This is a genomic window from Metabacillus sp. B2-18 (genome assembly GCF_021117275.1).
Taxonomy (GTDB): Bacteria; Bacillota; Bacilli; order Bacillales; family Bacillaceae; genus Metabacillus.
On record NZ_CP088245.1, the window covers coordinates 2,674,650 to 2,690,876 of the forward strand.

16 protein-coding genes and 2 pseudogenes are annotated in these 16,227 nt (G+C 33.4%); 5 read left to right on the top strand and 13 right to left on the bottom strand.

Features of this window, described 5'->3' with window-relative positions:
• Positions 1-220: 220 nt before the first annotated feature.
• A pseudogene (locus LPC09_RS13440) lies at positions 221-1,129 on the bottom strand (AraC family transcriptional regulator); the annotation flags it as partial.
• Between the two features lie 441 nt (positions 1,130-1,570).
• Here LPC09_RS13440 and LPC09_RS13445 point away from each other — a divergent pair.
• On the top strand, positions 1,571-1,762 hold the full coding sequence (locus LPC09_RS13445) for an aspartyl-phosphate phosphatase Spo0E family protein (RefSeq protein WP_231307552.1): 192 nt from the start codon (positions 1,571-1,573) through the stop codon (positions 1,760-1,762).
• Positions 1,763-1,919: 157 nt separating this feature from the next.
• On the opposite strand, the gene LPC09_RS13450 is transcribed toward LPC09_RS13445, so the two are convergent.
• Complete coding sequence (locus tag LPC09_RS13450) at positions 1,920-2,111, bottom strand: hypothetical protein (protein WP_231307553.1); 192 nt, start codon at positions 2,109-2,111, stop codon at positions 1,920-1,922.
• Between the two features lie 323 nt (positions 2,112-2,434).
• On the opposite strand from LPC09_RS13450, the gene LPC09_RS13455 reads away from it, so the two are divergent.
• Together LPC09_RS13455 and LPC09_RS13460 are read left to right on the top strand one after the other, a co-directional pair.
• Positions 2,435-2,674, top strand: coding sequence for a hypothetical protein (locus LPC09_RS13455; protein ID WP_231307554.1), 240 nt, complete (start codon positions 2,435-2,437; stop codon positions 2,672-2,674).
• 133 nt (positions 2,675-2,807) lie between these two features.
• Positions 2,808-4,868: a methyl-accepting chemotaxis protein gene (locus LPC09_RS13460; RefSeq protein ID WP_231307555.1), complete on the top strand. Its 2,061-nt coding sequence runs from the start codon at positions 2,808-2,810 to the stop codon at positions 4,866-4,868.
• Positions 4,869-5,068: 200 nt separating this feature from the next.
• On the opposite strand, the gene LPC09_RS13465 is transcribed toward LPC09_RS13460, so the two are convergent.
• On the bottom strand, positions 5,069-5,737 hold the full coding sequence (locus tag LPC09_RS13465; RefSeq protein ID WP_231307556.1) for a DNA alkylation repair protein: 669 nt from the start codon (positions 5,735-5,737) through the stop codon (positions 5,069-5,071).
• A 423-nt stretch (positions 5,738-6,160) separates the two neighbouring features.
• On the opposite strand from LPC09_RS13465, the gene LPC09_RS13470 reads away from it, so the two are divergent.
• Positions 6,161-7,198, top strand: coding sequence for a histidine kinase dimerization/phospho-acceptor domain-containing protein (locus tag LPC09_RS13470; protein ID WP_231307557.1), 1,038 nt, complete (start codon positions 6,161-6,163; stop codon positions 7,196-7,198).
• Positions 7,195-7,431, top strand: a complete 237-nt coding sequence (locus LPC09_RS13475; protein ID WP_231307558.1) for an ATP-binding protein — start codon at positions 7,195-7,197, stop codon at positions 7,429-7,431. The genes LPC09_RS13470 and LPC09_RS13475 overlap by 4 nt, the downstream gene beginning before the upstream one ends.
• Before the next feature lie 471 nt (positions 7,432-7,902).
• Here LPC09_RS13475 and LPC09_RS13480 read toward each other — a convergent pair whose 3' ends face one another.
• The 10 genes and pseudogenes from LPC09_RS13480 to LPC09_RS13525 all read right to left on the bottom strand — a co-directional run bounded on the left by LPC09_RS13480 (position 7,903) and on the right by LPC09_RS13525 (position 15,996).
• Positions 7,903-8,811 carry a D-alanine--D-alanine ligase gene (locus LPC09_RS13480; protein WP_231307559.1) on the bottom strand — a complete coding sequence of 303 codons (909 nt, stop codon included), beginning with the start codon at positions 8,809-8,811 and terminating at the stop codon, positions 7,903-7,905.
• A gap of 4 nt (positions 8,812-8,815) precedes the next feature.
• Positions 8,816-10,267, bottom strand: coding sequence for a MocR-like pyridoxine biosynthesis transcription factor PdxR (pdxR, locus tag LPC09_RS13485; protein WP_269217441.1), 1,452 nt, complete (start codon positions 10,265-10,267; stop codon positions 8,816-8,818).
• Positions 10,268-10,543: 276 nt separating this feature from the next.
• Positions 10,544-11,209, bottom strand: a complete 666-nt coding sequence (gene wrbA, locus LPC09_RS13490) for an NAD(P)H:quinone oxidoreductase (protein WP_231309757.1) — start codon at positions 11,207-11,209, stop codon at positions 10,544-10,546.
• Positions 11,210-11,471: 262 nt separating this feature from the next.
• A pseudogene (locus tag LPC09_RS13495) lies at positions 11,472-11,750 on the bottom strand (DoxX family protein); the annotation flags it as partial.
• A 118-nt stretch (positions 11,751-11,868) separates the two neighbouring features.
• The gene (locus LPC09_RS13500; protein ID WP_231307560.1) at positions 11,869-12,813 is read right to left on the bottom strand and encodes a ring-cleaving dioxygenase; all 945 of its coding nucleotides are present in this window, start codon (positions 12,811-12,813) and stop codon (positions 11,869-11,871) included.
• Between the two features lie 28 nt (positions 12,814-12,841).
• Complete coding sequence (locus LPC09_RS13505; RefSeq protein ID WP_231307561.1) at positions 12,842-13,450, bottom strand: flavin reductase family protein; 609 nt, start codon at positions 13,448-13,450, stop codon at positions 12,842-12,844.
• Positions 13,451-13,477: 27 nt separating this feature from the next.
• Positions 13,478-14,416: a ring-cleaving dioxygenase gene (locus tag LPC09_RS13510; protein WP_231307562.1), complete on the bottom strand. Its 939-nt coding sequence runs from the start codon at positions 14,414-14,416 to the stop codon at positions 13,478-13,480.
• A gap of 52 nt (positions 14,417-14,468) precedes the next feature.
• Positions 14,469-15,086 (bottom strand): nitroreductase family protein, encoded by a 618-nt coding sequence (locus LPC09_RS13515; RefSeq protein WP_231307564.1) that lies wholly within the window; start codon positions 15,084-15,086, stop codon positions 14,469-14,471.
• A gap of 44 nt (positions 15,087-15,130) precedes the next feature.
• A complete protein-coding gene (locus tag LPC09_RS13520; RefSeq protein WP_231307565.1) occupies positions 15,131-15,529 on the bottom strand; it encodes a DoxX family protein in 399 nt (132 codons plus the stop codon).
• 38 nt (positions 15,530-15,567) lie between these two features.
• Complete coding sequence (locus tag LPC09_RS13525; RefSeq protein WP_231307566.1) at positions 15,568-15,996, bottom strand: MarR family winged helix-turn-helix transcriptional regulator; 429 nt, start codon at positions 15,994-15,996, stop codon at positions 15,568-15,570.
• Between the last annotated feature and the right edge of the window lie 231 nt (positions 15,997-16,227).

Below are 16,227 nucleotides of genomic sequence, written 5' to 3' on the forward strand. Positions count from 1 at the left end.
CGATTTGTAATACTGAATATCCTTTTCTTTCAACATTTAAAAAGCACATTTCAGCATGAAATGCACCTCTACTTTTAGAAATCATTGATAATCTAATTTATTATCTTCTTTCAAAGACGTGCTTCTATTGTTGAAGATCTTGAACTAAAGTCCCCGTTTGTTTATGTACATTTTTTCACAAATCTATTTAAAATAAACCTCTTGGTTGGGTCACTTAAAATTATCGAGTTCTATTAATAAGGTCTATATATTGTATATCCCCATAACCTACTGTTGGGAAAAGAACAAATAACCTCTTGATTAATTCTGATGTTGGTAAATCTTTGTTCTTTTTAATATACTTTACCACTTCATTATCTTCTTTTAACATATGTAAATAGATGCCAATCGCCTGGTACATAAGTGGAAACAGTTCCTTTGAAGGTTTAACTTAATTAACCATCACTTCTCTATATACAAAATCATAATGACCCAATTTAAGTTCAGTTTGATTAACTTTAAATTCATCCTCTCTAAAACTATTTAAAAACACTTTCCCCTTATAGTCTGATTGTTCGAGATAGGAAAGTATGGTAAGTAGGTTCATTTGACAAAACATATCTTCCCCAAACCATAAAACGATACAGTTATAATCTTTATTGAAGAAATTAGCTAATGGTACAATAACCTTGTCAATATAACCTTCTACTGAAACCCGATGACCTAAAGATCGTATCTTAATAAACTCTGTATCAAAAATTTGTTCAGTAGTTGGGTTCACACACATCGCTTCATTAAACGGAGAATAATCGGAATCTCCCATTAGTCTGTTTTGTTTAAACTCCTGATACATAACTTGACCATTTAAAATATGAAGTACGTCTTTGTCAAACAACTCACTCTTTTTATGTTGTAAATTTTCGACCTCAATCTTTCTAGAAATGTCCAAATCACACCATTCCCTATCTTTATTATAGTAAGTTTAACAACTGATTGAACAGGCAACTTGTTAAATTTGATATTCTTTAGGATTTATAACAAAAATGTTTTTAAAAGCTCTACTATAAGCTTCTTGTAATGAATAATCGTAATTAAACACATTAATAATTTTCTTATTATTCGCCAAATCTTCTGTAGATAAATACAATCTTTCTTATTGAACACTCCGCGCTTCAATTGTTGAAGATCAATATTCTATTGCATAGTATCCTTGAGCTCCGTAATATTTTTTTCCTTTATCAATAACACAAACAATTATTACTCTTGATTACTAAGTTCATAATACCTATAATTTAATTAGTTCTTTTACACTATTTAATTTAGGATGATTATTATGATTTCTAGCAATGAAATGGTAACTTTTATTAGAGAAATATATTTGTTGATCAACGAATACAACAGATGTACCGATAACGAAATAAAAGAATACATCATGTTGGAGATAACAACGCTTAGCAATATCATTAAGAATTGATTATTGGAGGAGGATTTTTTATTTATATTTAGTAAATTCCGATTTACAAATATGGAATATATTTGGTAAAATCAAAACTAATAAATTTAGTTCTTTTGAATCAAAGGAGTTTAATAAATGAAACTTCCACTAATATACAAACAAATACCACCTTCTAATGACCTACTAATTAAGATTAACTCCCTCAGAAGTGAACTCATAGAAATTGGACTACTTATTGGCTTGAACCACCCTATAACGATTTCTCTTAGTCAAAAATTAGACAATTTAATCACTGAGTACCAGAAAAACCAAATTTCCAGAGAATAAGTTTTTTAAAATCATCAATAGAAAAAAATTATTATATCACTAAATAGGTCTAATATGCATTATAAGAGTTATTCCACAAGCAGGTTTATAGTGTAACTACATTAATTCTTTTATGAAAATTTACAGAGCTCTTTATTGTATAAATAGATAAAATGGATCATATCCAGCCTTTGCTCTCAATCTTTTTAATAAAGTTCTTCTGTCCCTCTCCTTTATTAAAAATAGTAATATACCATTCCTTACCTTCAGCTTCTCCTACCGAGACTATATCAGTTTCAGATTGCTTTAATTTGTCTATTGCATCTGAAGCATTAATTTCTTTTGTAAGGAAATCTGGTGTCCTATTCAAAACAACAATAACTAAAACTATAGAACTATTATCGCTATAACTAGTATTTTCCTCACATTTTTATCTTAGCTTCACTTGTTCTTTCATCTGGTTTAACAGCAAACGCAGCAACAAATCACGGCGAAATTGCCTCTGCTTCTGCTTCAATTTCAGATCCTTTCCCAATTACTATCTAGAGTTCACAAAAGGACCAATACAAGGTTCCGAATGTAAAAAAAGTGACGCAAAAATTCAAGGTTTACATAAATACAAAAAAGCAATGACATTATTCAATGAGTATTTTACAAATAAAGGATTAGATATCTTCTAGGATATTGATACTAATGAATACCAACAGAACTTTTAAAGCTCTCGGTACAGTAATGGACGAATTCTCAGAAAAAGGTTTCAAAGTAGTCTTAGAATTCGTGAAATTTATTGACTCATATGAGAATTACGGCAAAAATGGAAGGATTAATAAATTAAAAGTTAAAAAAGAGAAGAACACACTTACTAGTAATGAGGAATACGAATTAAATGAATTACTCCCTATTAATTTAGAAACGCTCGACACAAATGGGTAATTATTCTTCTCCAATATAGCCTTATAAATGAAACCTTTACAATTTCTTAATAAATTTTTTCGATTATTATCCGATATTAAATACATAAGAAAAATGTCGAACTATGTCGTTATTAAGTAAAGGTGGGATTTATATGATGAAAAAGTTTAAAAACAGATTTTCTAGTCTAAGGATAAAGATGCTTTTAGTTTTTGTACCGATTATTTTACTATCAACTATTTCTATTACTACTTTAAGCTTTATGGATACAAAAAAAGAAGTATCAGACGTAACAAGGTTAAGTGTTAACAACGAATTAAATGCCATTTCAGAGAAAATGAAAAATGAAATTGCCTCTCATGAAAAAGTAGCTGAGGGTATTATCGCTCTTTATCAATCAAAAGGAACTTCATTATCAAAAGAGGATTATCGCATATTCTTAGAAGAAATGATTCCACTAAATGCAAACACTTTAGGAGCAGGTATATGGATAGAACCATATCTATATGATGAAAAAGAAAAGTTTTTCGGTCCCTACGTTTATAAAGATGGAAAAAACGTTGTCTACACTGAAGACTATGAAGACCCAGCATATGATTATCATAATACTGATTGGTATCTTGCAGGTAAAAATGCTGAAAAAGGAAAAGTCACTTGGACAGAACCCTATTTTGATGAAACAATGGGAATTACTATGATTACAGCTGCCTTGCCTATAGTTGATAATGAAAAAGTCATTGGTGTTGTAACAGCTGATTATGATTTATCAACCATTCAACATATGATAGCTGAACAAAAGTTTGAAAAAACAGGATTTTTCTATATGTTAGATTCAACTGGTATGATCATCTCCCATCCTGATGGTCAAAAAGTGATGAATGAATCAATTTTAGATGACCAAGGCCTAAAGACATTTGGAGAAAAGGTAATAAGCACAGAATCAGGTACTGAACTTATTCAACGAAACGATCATGAATGGGAAGCATATTATAAAACGTTTCCTTCAACAGGTTGGAAGCTAGTAGCAAACGCTCCAACTAGCGAACTATATGAGGCAGTTCAAAAGCTATTATACAAGTCTATGATGATATCTTTTATTATATTAGTTTTTGCTGTTCTTGTTATTTTTATTTTTACAGATCGTTTTTCAAATCGTATCAAAGAATTTGTTCATCAAATAGGATTTTTAGCTGAAGGTGATCTTAAACACCCCATAAATGTTAAATCTAATGATGAAATTGGGGAAATGGGCACTCACTATAACAATGCCCTGGAAAAACTAAAAGAAATGATTTATAAAATGAATGACACAAGCCAATTAGTTGCATCCAGTTCTGAAGAATTATCTGCAAGTGCGGAAGAAACTAGTAAGTCCATTACAGAGGTAGCAAATTCAATACAATTTGTAGCAACTAACAATACAGAACAAACAAAATTTGTAAATACGATGAATAAAAATACCACTGACATTATTGAAAAAATGAATAACATTGCAGAAACAATCGAGAGTGTAAAAGAGCATTCATCAGCAACTTCAAGATTAGCACATGATGGAAACGATAATGTCCAAGATGTAAAAAAACAAATGAATGAGATCAATCTAACTGTTACTAAATCTTCAGATGCTATAAATGAATTAAGTGAAAAATCTAAAAAGATAGAAGAAATTGTGTCTATGATTACATCAATTGCAGCACAAACAAATCTACTAGCATTAAATGCAGCCATTGAAGCAGCAAGAGCAGGAGAGCATGGAAAAGGTTTTGCCGTAGTAGCTGATGAGGTCCGAAAGCTTGCAGAACAATCGAGTAATGCTTCTTGCGAAATTACTAGTTTAATTCTAGAAATTCAGGAAGGAATTCATGGTTCAGTTCAGATGATGGATTCTAGTACAGAATCAACAAAATCTGGTATACAAGTAGTAGAGGCAACTGGAGATGCATTCCATAATATATCTTCATCTATTAACGATGTTAGTAACCGAATCGATCATACTTATCAATTGCTTATGGAAATTGTTAAAGAAACAAACTCGCTAAAAGAAGTAGCAAATGCAATTAATGACATTTCAATCTCAAATGATGAAAGTGCACAAAGTGTTTCAGCCGCGACTGAACAGCAATCTGCTATTATGGAACAGGTAGCAGCAGCAACAGAAGAATTATCAAGAATGTCGAGTGAGCTACAGAATGAAATCAATCAATTTAAAATTTAAATGATTAGGTATAGTCGCCTCTTAGATGGACAAATGGTTAAACGATATATTTAATATCTTCTCATTGTACTGATAACCATTCATGAAACAGGTAAAAAAGAACGTTACATTCTGAGTAACGTTCTTTTTTATCTTGATTACTTCCACATATTTAGATTAACGCGCTTAGATCGTTGAACATCTAACATCACATTAGTCTATTAAATAGTATGTCGTTTGTTAACTTCAATCTTAATGAACTCCGGCAAATAGCTGGGAGTACATCCTTTTGCTACTACTTCATCTTTGTAAAGACCCGTTTTCTCACCAAGTTTAATACAACGTGCACGATTCTTTTCATCATAGACGCCTATCCAGCCTGCGGTGAAATTCATAGCCCATTGAACTTCCGGTTCTTCCTGCGTAATATTAGCTTCTAATGCAGATAGCAAGTCTGCGGTGTTATCAGGCGGTGTTTGTCCAGTCCATCTCAATCGTCCTTGATAATACCAGAAAGCTCGCCTTTGAAGAGCTGAAGGACTATTTTCCCATGACTCCATCAATGCAATTTTCTTCTTGTCTTTGGTGAGCTGATTAGCCATTAACCAATCCATTAAGTTATTTCTCTCATCAAAAGAGTGAGTCTGCATATCCTTATCAAGCTTATTTAGCACATCTTGTGAAAGAAGTTTTTTATCCATAATTAAGATTGCGAATAGTCTAGGCAAAAACTCTTCGGTAGACCAAAGTTCCATAGCTAGTTCGTGATCTTTTTTAATATCCTTCGCGATTTTTCGTAAGTCACCTAGCTTAGTTTTACTATTGATCTGAAGTATAATGTTTTCTGCTTTTGAAGATCGCTTTATTTCTGTATCATTTTTTTCATCCATTTTAAACAGCTCCTTTATTTGCCCTTGTCGGGATATACCAAGAACTTAATTTCGTTATAAGTCTAGCAGTGGTGTGCTGCCTCCAAAGTTTACCTTTTTTAATATTGTAGCATGTATCGTATTAAAGCTTTCTCCACTTGTAATAGAAGAGCAACCATCTTTAATATATTAATAATTTATTCCTTTTAATTGGTACGAAAAGAGCATTCCTTTTTAATATGTCAGCAATGGTTATTTTATAGAATATTTTTCTGATTTCATCAAAAGCTTCAATTGTAACTAGGGAACTCCAGAAAAACGGAGCTCCCTTTCTTTATAAAAACACAAAATTTTTGCTTTATTAACAAAAAAATTTAATTAACTATCTAGTATAAATAGAAAATACTTTATAAAATAAAATTAAACCTTTTGGGAGGATACTGTATGTATCAATTAATTAATAGTCTTCTGATTGATCTTCTTTTAATTTTAACAGTGATTCTTATTGTTAATATTATTAATTGGAATTCAAGTTCGATGATAGGTAAAAAGCATTATGCCCTTCTTATGGTCGGTTCAATTTTAATAATATTGAATATTTCCCTATCCGTTCATATGAGTAATGGTTTCTATTACGACTTACGATTTATCCCTTTCTTATTAGCTGGATTTTATGGTGGCAGACGCGTTTTATTTCCTTTAGCTGCACTACTTATTTCATACCGTTTGTTTCTATATGGTGGCGACGAAGGTTTTATAGGAACACTCATTTGTACTTGTATTTCAACGATAGCCATACAGTATATCTCTCCAAAATTGTATAAAAAACGAATACTGAGAAAAGTTTTTATGCTTACTTTACTATCATTCTTTTATTCGATTTTAGCATTTCTTGTTCCATCAATTTTATTTGGGTTTAATAATGTTCCAATTTATATTGCTTATTCAATAATTCTTTCTGGATCTACATTTTTTGTTACCTATCTTTGCGAATTACTTATAAATAACTATATCTACCAACAACAGCATGTTAAGTATGCTAAATTAGAAACAGTAAGTCATCTAGCAGCAAGTATCAGCCACGAGGTTAAAAACCCCCTTACATCCGTAAAAGGATTTTTACAGTTAGCTCTGGAAGAAAAGAACCTGCCAATACATGTTAACAAATATATATCAACAGCACTTTCAGAGGCAGAACGTGCGTCTGATATTATTACTCAATATCTAACTTTTGCTAAACCACAACAAGAAATCCTAATAATTCTCGATATTGAAACAGAGATTAGAAATACTATAGAACTAATTCTTCCCTTAGCTAATAGTAACTGTGTTGAAACATTCCTTGATTTCCGCCATAAACATAATATTATTGGAGATCCAAGCAAGTTTAAACAAGTCCTTCTTAACGTCTTTAAAAATGCTATTGAAGCAATGGAAGACGGTGGTACTCTTTCAATCATGACTTCAGAAAAAACAATATGATTGAAATTTATGTTATAGATACTGGTTGCGGAATGACAGACGAGGCTATAACTAGATTAGGTGAACCTTACTTTTCTCTAAAAGAGATAAAAGGTACAGGATTAGGTATGATGGTAGTTTATCAAATAGTTGAAGCAATGAGCGGAGTTGTCTCTGTTCAAAGCCGATTGAAAAATGGTACTACTGTTACCTTATCTTTTCCGTTTACAGAAAAAGCTATGTTTATTAATTAAATGGAGGAGCTAAAGCTTACACTTATTAATCTTGACCTGGTCATCGAATCTAATTAATCTTAAAATAAAGCCTCACACCTCCAATTTAGACAGAAATCAACAAATTAAGTTCAGCAGGTCATTGATAGCAATTTATTTTATTGTTATAGATTTGAAATTGGTTTAAAAACTTAAGTTAAACGTGAAATGAGTAGATTAAGTATTAAGTGATCTACTCATTATTTGGTTTATTCTGTTTATAGCCACCGCTCATTTTGATTGCTAGATGATCTTTTATTTCTTTAGTGCTTAATTGATCTTCACTAATCTGGCCTTTACATAAAAAAGACACGAATGTTATTACACATTCGCGCTTTGATTGAGGAATAAGAAAATTCAGCAATATAGGGTTTTAAATCAAACTTTATCATACCATCAACCTATTATAGTAAAGCCCCAATTAGAGTTAATAATTTGATCATATTCTACAAATTAATATTTTCCTCTCATATTAAGTGAATGTTCAATGATTAAGTCAAGTAGCTTATGATAAGGAATACCCGCTCCCTGTGCACTTTTTGGAAACAAACTATTTTTCGTCATCCCAGGTAATGTATTTACCTCCATCACATAGGGTATACCATCTTTCATCATTATGTCGACTCGGGCATAAACACTACATTTCAATGATTTATAGCAAGTCATTGCTGCTAAAGCAACACGGCTCTGTATTTCGGGAGAGAACTGGACTACCTCTTCAATGGTAGCCACATCATCATATTTGGACGTATAATCAAAAAACTCACCCTGATGACGAATCGAAATCACCGGTAAAAGCTTCCCATTTAAAATGGAGCAAGTAATTTCCTCTCCCGTAATTAGCTTTTCGATGATTACTTCGGAATCCCATTTGAACACTTCCTCAATAGCAGGCTTTAGCGTTTCTTTGTCATAAACAATCTTTACCCCTACACTCGAACCACCTGAATTAGGTTTCACAACTAGCGGGAAACCAATCTTCTCTAGTTCTTCTAGTTTAAAATCCTCCATATTTGTAAGGTGAATCCAATCTGGCGTTTGTACACCTTCAAAGCGGATGATTTTTTTTGAGATATTTTTATCCATGCATAAGCTGCTAGACAGGAGGCTGCTCCCTGTAAACGGAATGCCCATTGTTTCTAATGCACCTTGAATCGTGCCGTCCTCACCGAATTTTCCATGCAAGGCCAGTAGTGCGATGTCAATATCCTTTACCTTTTCCACTAGGCCTTCCGTGTTCTCTAAGTAGATTGGTACAATTACATATTTATTTTTATCTAAATGCTCGATAAATTCTTCACCTGTCATAATCGATACTTGCTTTTCGGAAGAAACTCCTCCCATAATTATGCCAATTCTCATTTTTCTAACCCCCATAATAATCATTTTTTAAAGTATCCCCTATGATTTTAATGCCTTGCATAATCTCTCTTTCTGTCAGTCTAGAAAATCCTAAGCGTAAAGTATGATGTCCACTGTTGTCTGTGTGGAAAATATTACCTGGCACAAAAACAACGCCCCTTTGATAACATTTTTCTAAAAGCTTTCGTGCATCGATGTGGTCTTCTAGTTCTATAAAAAGATGCAGTCCACCGTCACCAGTTAATCGTTTGAATGGAATAAATTGCTTACAACAATGAACCGCTAATTCATGCTTTCTCTTATAAACGGATTTAGCTTTTTTTAAATACTTCTCAAAGTATCCATCATTCAAATATTGATATAACACCGCTTGATCTAATGTAGACGTATGAATTGTTCGCGCTCTTTTCATGCTTTCTAGGTAATTAATTAACTCTTTATCTGCCAAAATCCAGCCGACACGTAAACCAGGAAAAAGAATTTTAGAGAAGCTGCTAATATAAATAACATTATTTCCCTGTCCGGCGAAGGATGCCAATGATGCAAGATGTGACCCTGAATAACGTAATTCTTCATTAAATCCATTTTCAATGATCGGTAGCTGATATGCGGAAAACAAATCCATAATTTCTTTCCTTTTTTGTGAGGACGTTACGATACCCGTTGGATTATGATAAGACGGAATTAAGTATGCAAAATCATATTCTTTTTTTGATAGTAATGTTTCTAACTGACGTATATTGACACCGTCATTATCCATTTGAATTCCATCGATTTCGAAACCATGTAATCGAAAGAGCTTAAGTGCAGAATCATTGGTTGGATTTTCACAAAGAACACGCCCGCTCTTTTTAGTTAAAGAGGATAAAACGAGATCCAGACCTTCCGTGAATCCATTAGTAATTAAAATATCTTTATTTCTAGTGTCTACCCCTTTAATTTCCATGTAGTGAAGCAGATATTCGATAAGTGGTTGATAGCCCTTTGCATACCCATAGTTGAGAACGATGTCTCCTTCCATAGACATCCGATTTAAAAAAGCCCTTTTAAAATTTTCTACATCAAAAAGCTTTTCATCTGGTGCGATGCTATTAAATGAAATAAATTCCTTATTCCAGCGAACACCATGCTTTTTAAGGTCCAACTCATCTACCAACAAGGTTTGTTCATTGACTTTATTAGGCCAACTTAACTGGATGGATAGCGATTTGAATGTCTCAACCCAACTTACAAAGTTTCCCTTCCCCTTTACAGCATAGATCAGTCCTTCTTGTTCCAAATCCGCATAAGCAGTTAGAACAGTGTTTCGGCTAATTGATAATAAAGAGCTAAGTTCACGAGTGGATGGAAGCTTTTGGTTCTCAAGTAAATACCCATTCGTTATCATTCTTTTTAAATATTCCTTAAGTTGAATATATACAGGTCGGCCTTCCTTAATCTCAAAATCGTTAAACACGTCATTCATCCCCTTGCTAACATTTTTACATTCCTGGACTAATTTCAAAAGGTCCACCCAATATGTATTTTTAAGGTTTTGTGGTCGGTTGTGGAACTACATATGTATATGATTATTTTATTTTAATGTAATATTAAGGAAATATATTGGATCAAGCGGAGGAGAAGGAATAATAGATCAGCCAATTGAACTGTATAAAGGGTTTAAACAGTCTGTAATTACACTTAATCATTGAAAAAAGGGCTAATCAACATTATTTGATTAGCCCTTTTTTAGTTATTTATTTCCTTTTTTCACCCATTCAGCTACTGTAACAGTACGCTTTGCTTGATGTTTAACTGCAGCTTGAACGTCTTCAATCATTTTACCATCTTGACCAACTGTTACACTAGTTCCGTACGGGTTACCACCAGCACTAAATGTAACTGGATCTGTATAACCTGGCGAAGCAACAAGTGCACCCCAATGATGCATTGTTGTATATAGTGATAAAAGCGTCGCTTCTTGACCACCATGTGGATTTTGTGCTGAGGTCATTGCACTAACGACCTTATTAACAAGTTTTCCATTAAACCAAAGGCCGCCAGTTGAATCTAAGAATTGCTTCAATTGTGATGGCATATTTCCAAATCGAGTAGGTATGCTGAAAATAATTGCATCTGCCCATTCTAGATCTTCTAGTTTTACTTCTGGTACATCTTTTGTTGCTTCTACGTGTGCTTTCCATGCTGGATTAGAATCAATTGCTGCCTGTGGAGCTGTTTCAGGGACTTTTAATACTTTTACTTCAGCACCATTTTCTTTTGCACCTTGTTCTGCCCATTGAGCTAACTCGTAATTTGTACCTGTTGAACTGTAATAAATAACTGCTAATTTTACATTTGACATAATTTCCGACTCCTTTACCGTAGAATTTCCAAATAATTTACTTAAAATACCCATTTTCAAAACACCACCTAATTCATATTTTTCTTTAATCCTAAGTCTATAAAACCACCCCTTCCAAAATCCCATTCATCTTTCCCTAAAAAGGGATGGAAGATAAGTAAAGATTCAAGTGGAATTAAGTTTATAGAGTTAATTATTTTATCATTTCTAAGATTGCCTTAATTCGTAAATCTCAATTTAATATATTATTAATTCGAGATAAATTATATAACAATCTTTTTTTATAATCAACCAATTCGCTAGCATAATTAAAATATTAAATAGATTTTGAGATAGAATTGTCCTTATTGAAAATTAATTGATTAATTGAAAACATTTTGCTTCCATTGATAACAAGATAAGCTGCGATAGCCAAAAATGCTAAATCTAGTTCATATCCTGCCATTTGTCCATTACCGAATAATCCAACTAAGAGTTTGACTTTTAAAGTTGCAACAATCATTAATAAACCGAATAGGGCAGATATTAGTTTTGTTGCCAAACCAATGATTAAAGCAACACCACCAACCATCTCAAGCAATGCAACCCCATATACAAGAAAACCTGGTCAACCAATGCTATCAAACCATCCTACAATACTTTCAATTCCTCCTTGGAAAGAGGTAGCAGGTCTAATTCATTTCCACCAGTACCATGAAGTAATAGTAATTTCATCATTTATCCCCGTTTAGAATACGAACTTCTACACTAGGCAAGATATCTTCTAATTCTTGTCGTTTTGACTCTAGCCACGAAGGTAACATGAGCTTATTACCAAGTTCGTCTATAGGTTCGTCAACTGAAAATCCTGGTGGGTCAGTCGCTATCTCGAAGAGTATCCCACCTTGTTCATGAAAATACACAGCTTTAAAATAGTTTCGGTCACGGATTTCTGTCGGATAATATTCCTTTTCTTTAAGGAGAGATTCCCATCTAAGAAGATCTTCTTCATCCTTTGATCGCCATGCTATATGATGGACAGTTCCTGCTCCCATTAGCCCACGAACAGAAGGAGTTAACTTGATGTCAATGATATTACCTACATTCGCATCAGCTCTAAAGCGAAGAAATCCCTCTTCATCACCGACACATTCAAGTCCCAATATACTTTCTAAAACTTCTGCAGTTTTATTAGGTTGGGTCGAAAATAATGTAGCTCCAGCAAACCCTTTAATCGCGTTATCTGCCTGAATTCCCCCAAAGGACCAACTGTTTATATGCTCCTCTTGTCGTTCTACAAGCTCAAGCTGAAGCCCATCAGGGTCATTAAAGATGATATTTATCTCACCAAACCGTTTAGAAGTCTGGAATTCAACACCGAATTGCTGTAAACGATGTTTCCAAAACGGTAGGGATCCAATTGGTATTACAAAACTAATAACTCCAACTTGACCAGTTCCAATGCGCCCTTTTAACTGTTTAGCCCATGGAAAAAAAGTAATAACAGTTCCAGGTTCTCCATTTTCGTTACCAAAATAGAGGTGATACACTTCTGGGCGATCAAAATTTATCGTCTTTTTTACAAGTCTTAATCCAAGGACACCCGCGTAAAAGTCGATATTCCTTTGAGCATCGTTCACCATTGCTGTAATATGATGGATACCAGTTGTTTTTTGCATTCTCAATCCCTCCTTTCTTAAATTTGTTTTAATTTGGTCGTTCTATGGAAAATATCTCACCTATCTTTGCGTAATTTACACCTGCTAATCGACTAACAGCCCCTAAGCCCTTTGGATCAATTCTTCCTTTTTCATAAATACTATCTTCAATATGAAACTGAACAACTTTTCCTATTATAAAATCACATCCTGGTGTATCCACACCACCAAGTTCTAAAGAATGTTCTAGCACACATTCCATTCGAATTTTAGATTCTTTCACTCCAGGAACTGAAACTCTCTCACTTTCAATTGGAGTTAATTTAGCTACCATTACTTCACTCTGATTAGATGGAAGGTTAGCAGCTGTTTCATTCACCTTTTCAATGTTGTCCTCATCAACGATATGAACAACAAATTCTTTTGATTCAATGATGTTTCTCGCTGTATCCTTTTGTCTCTCCTTTGATCGTTGAATCGATAATGAAATCATTGGCGGATTTGAAGATACGATATTAAAATAACTGAATGGTGCGCCGTTTAGAACGCCCTCCTTTGAGCTTGTCGTGACAAAGGCAATAGGTCTCGGTATAATGCTACCTATTAAAAATTTGTAGTTCTCTCTTTCGCTATTGTTTGTAGGGTCAATTGATAGCAAAGAAATCATTCCTTTTCAAAAAATTAGTCAATCTAGCTCTCTTACTTTAATCGGTATTAACTCGTGTTCGATTCGTTCTCTAAATTGTTCATACTGATGAGGCAACATCAATTTTTCTCCCATTGTCTCCAATGATTCATCATGTGCAAATCCTGGAGGATCAGTTGCAATTTCAAAAAGAATCTCTCCATGTTCTCTAAAGTAAATAGCATTAAAGTAGTTTCTGTCTTGGACAGGAGTAACCTGATAGCCATTCTCTGAAATATATTTTTGCCAATCTAATTGATCCTGGTCATCAACTGCTCGCCATGCGATGTGATGTACTGTTCCAGCGCCCATTTGTCCTCGCCCAATAGGAGTTTGTTTTAAATCAATGATATTTCCAATCTCTGCTGTAGAACGGAATCGACTAAAATCGCCTTCTTTTGCAACAAGTTCAAGTCCCATTACACTTTCTAATAATTCCGCAGTTTTATCTGGTTGGGTTGATAATAAGGTCGCTCCTCCAAACCCTTTAATCGAAACTTCAGGGGTTAATCCCCCAAAGTTCCAAGTGTTAGCCTCACCCTCTTCTCTCTCAACTATTTCCAAGTGAAGCCCATGCGGATCATCAAATTCCAAGTATTTCTCACCAAATCTATCCATTTCAGTAAATTTTACTTTGAATGTTTCTAATCTTGTTTTCCAAAAACCCAAAGCACCTTTTGGAACAACGAAAGATGTAACTCCTACTTGCCCGTCTCCTATCACACCTTGTCGAACTCCTGCCCATGGAAAGAATGTCATAATTGTTCCTGGTTTACCAACTTCATCACCAAAATAAAGATGGTAAGTCCCTGGATCATCGAAATTGACCGTTTGTTTTACTAGACGCAGACCTAACACACCTGCATAAAAATCAACATTCTCTTGAGGATGACCCACGATTGCCGTTATATGGTGTATACCCATTGTTTTTCTACTCATTTTATTCACACTCCAATTTATTAAGAATTTAACTAAGTTTCTATCTTATTTGTTATAGATAGGTAACAAATTCACTTATTGGTTTACGATAACCTCGTGCTCTTGTACTCTCTACCTTTTCTTTTCCTAATGCCATCATTAAAACGATTTCGTCTTGATCATCTATATTTAATATATTCTTGATTGCGTCAGAGTCAAAACCAATCATAGGACATGTATCCCATCCTTTTTCCTTTGCTGCCATCATAAATAGCATTGCTGATAAGGAGGCATTTCTAATTGCTTCATCTCTCTGAAAATCTTGACCTCTAGATTCATAAAATGTAACTGTATCATTGACCATTTGGTCATATTCTTGTTTATTTATAATTCCTAGCATTTTTAACCCAGCATAAATTTCCGATGCTTGTTGAAATGCTTTTTTATCACCGAGAACAATAATAACCGCAGAAGAACTTGATACTTTATATTGTCCATTAGCAGCCGCCCTTATTTTCTCTTTCACAACTGGATCTATTACAGTTACATATTTTGTATGTTGTAGATTAAAAGCTGATGGAGCAAGTTTGACTAATTCAAATATTTCATTTAGTTCTTCTTTTTTTATCGAATGATCAGGAAGAAAGTTATTTGCTGATCGTCTCTCTTTTACTAATTGTATAAAATCCATACTATCCAATCTCCTTAATTAAAGTATCTCTGTTTCGAGATATTTTAGAATAAAAAATAATCAAGACTATAACGGCCAGCACCGATTAAAGCTATTCCGATAGCGACAACTAGTAAGGAAAGATTATATTCATATCCATTTGATGTTGCCCATAAACCATTTTGACCATGTACTTTTACAATAGCCATTAACATAGTTCCCGCAATGATAATTCCTGCAAGTGGTGTTAAAAGTCCTAATGCAAATAAAATTCCTCCGAAGAGTTCTGCTAACCCTGCAAAAAGGGCCATTGTCATCCCTGGCTTCATTCCGATAGATTCAAACCAACCACCAGTACCCTTTAATCCATAACCACCAAACCATCCAAATAGCTTTTGCGCACCATGACCAATAAATAAGAAACCTATAACTACCCTAATAATTAACAAACCTATATCTATCAATGTAATTCCTCCAATTATTACTTAATTTTGATATGAAACTATTTTTCTAACCTTTGTCTTACTTTCCTCAAAAGAAAGGACAAATCCTCGACCTCGTTAGGGTTCAGAGACTCAAATACCTTATCAACGAGTTCTTCATGTTCTGGCATAATAATATCCATTAATTCTAATCCTTTTTTGGTTAATGTAATGTGTACTACTCTCCTATCTTCAGGACAGGCATTCCTTTTAATCAAATCCTTTTGTTCTAATTTATCTATAACATATGTCATCGAACTACTAGCTATTAGAATACTTTTAGCAATTTGCTGTATCGTTTGTTTACCTTTGTGAAAAAGGACTTCTAAAACTGAAAATTCAGTAATACTCAAGTTTTTTTGAGAAATGTCATCCCTTATTTGTTCTTGAAATAATCTTGCTGTTTGCATTAGCAATAAAAACGGATGATTCGAACATTTTCTTTCCATGTCACACCTCCTATTAAAGGTAAGATAAACTTACAACACAATTTATCTCGAATGTAATTATCTTGAATTAAAATATCTTGAATATGAGATAATTTTATTTAATTTATCTCTTGTTGTCAACATATATACTCAATTTAATATATTTTTTCTTGAAAATGAGATTATTTAATATCTACCTTGTACAACAATCTGGCCCTTTAATGAAAAAGCACTTTCCCTATTCAAGGAAAG

Coding starts and splice junctions, on each gene's coding strand:
- LPC09_RS13445 (WP_231307552.1), top strand. CDS start 1,571: ATGAAACTTCCACTAATATACAAACAAATACCACCTTCTAATGACCTA.
- LPC09_RS13455 (WP_231307554.1), top strand. CDS start 2,435: ATGAATACCAACAGAACTTTTAAAGCTCTCGGTACAGTAATGGACGAA.
- LPC09_RS13460 (WP_231307555.1), top strand. CDS start 2,808: ATGATGAAAAAGTTTAAAAACAGATTTTCTAGTCTAAGGATAAAGATG.
- LPC09_RS13465 (WP_231307556.1), bottom strand. CDS start 5,737: ATGGATGAAAAAAATGATACAGAAATAAAGCGATCTTCAAAAGCAGAA.
- LPC09_RS13470 (WP_231307557.1), top strand. CDS start 6,161: ATGTATCAATTAATTAATAGTCTTCTGATTGATCTTCTTTTAATTTTA.
- LPC09_RS13475 (WP_231307558.1), top strand. CDS start 7,195: ATGATTGAAATTTATGTTATAGATACTGGTTGCGGAATGACAGACGAG.
- LPC09_RS13480 (WP_231307559.1), bottom strand. CDS start 8,811: ATGAGAATTGGCATAATTATGGGAGGAGTTTCTTCCGAAAAGCAAGTA.
- wrbA (WP_231309757.1), bottom strand. CDS start 11,209: ATGGGTATTTTAAGTAAATTATTTGGAAATTCTACGGTAAAGGAGTCG.
- LPC09_RS13500 (WP_231307560.1), bottom strand. CDS start 12,813: ATGCAAAAAACAACTGGTATCCATCATATTACAGCAATGGTGAACGAT.
- LPC09_RS13510 (WP_231307562.1), bottom strand. CDS start 14,416: ATGAGTAGAAAAACAATGGGTATACACCATATAACGGCAATCGTGGGT.
- LPC09_RS13515 (WP_231307564.1), bottom strand. CDS start 15,086: ATGGATTTTATACAATTAGTAAAAGAGAGACGATCAGCAAATAACTTT.
- LPC09_RS13525 (WP_231307566.1), bottom strand. CDS start 15,996: ATGGAAAGAAAATGTTCGAATCATCCGTTTTTATTGCTAATGCAAACA.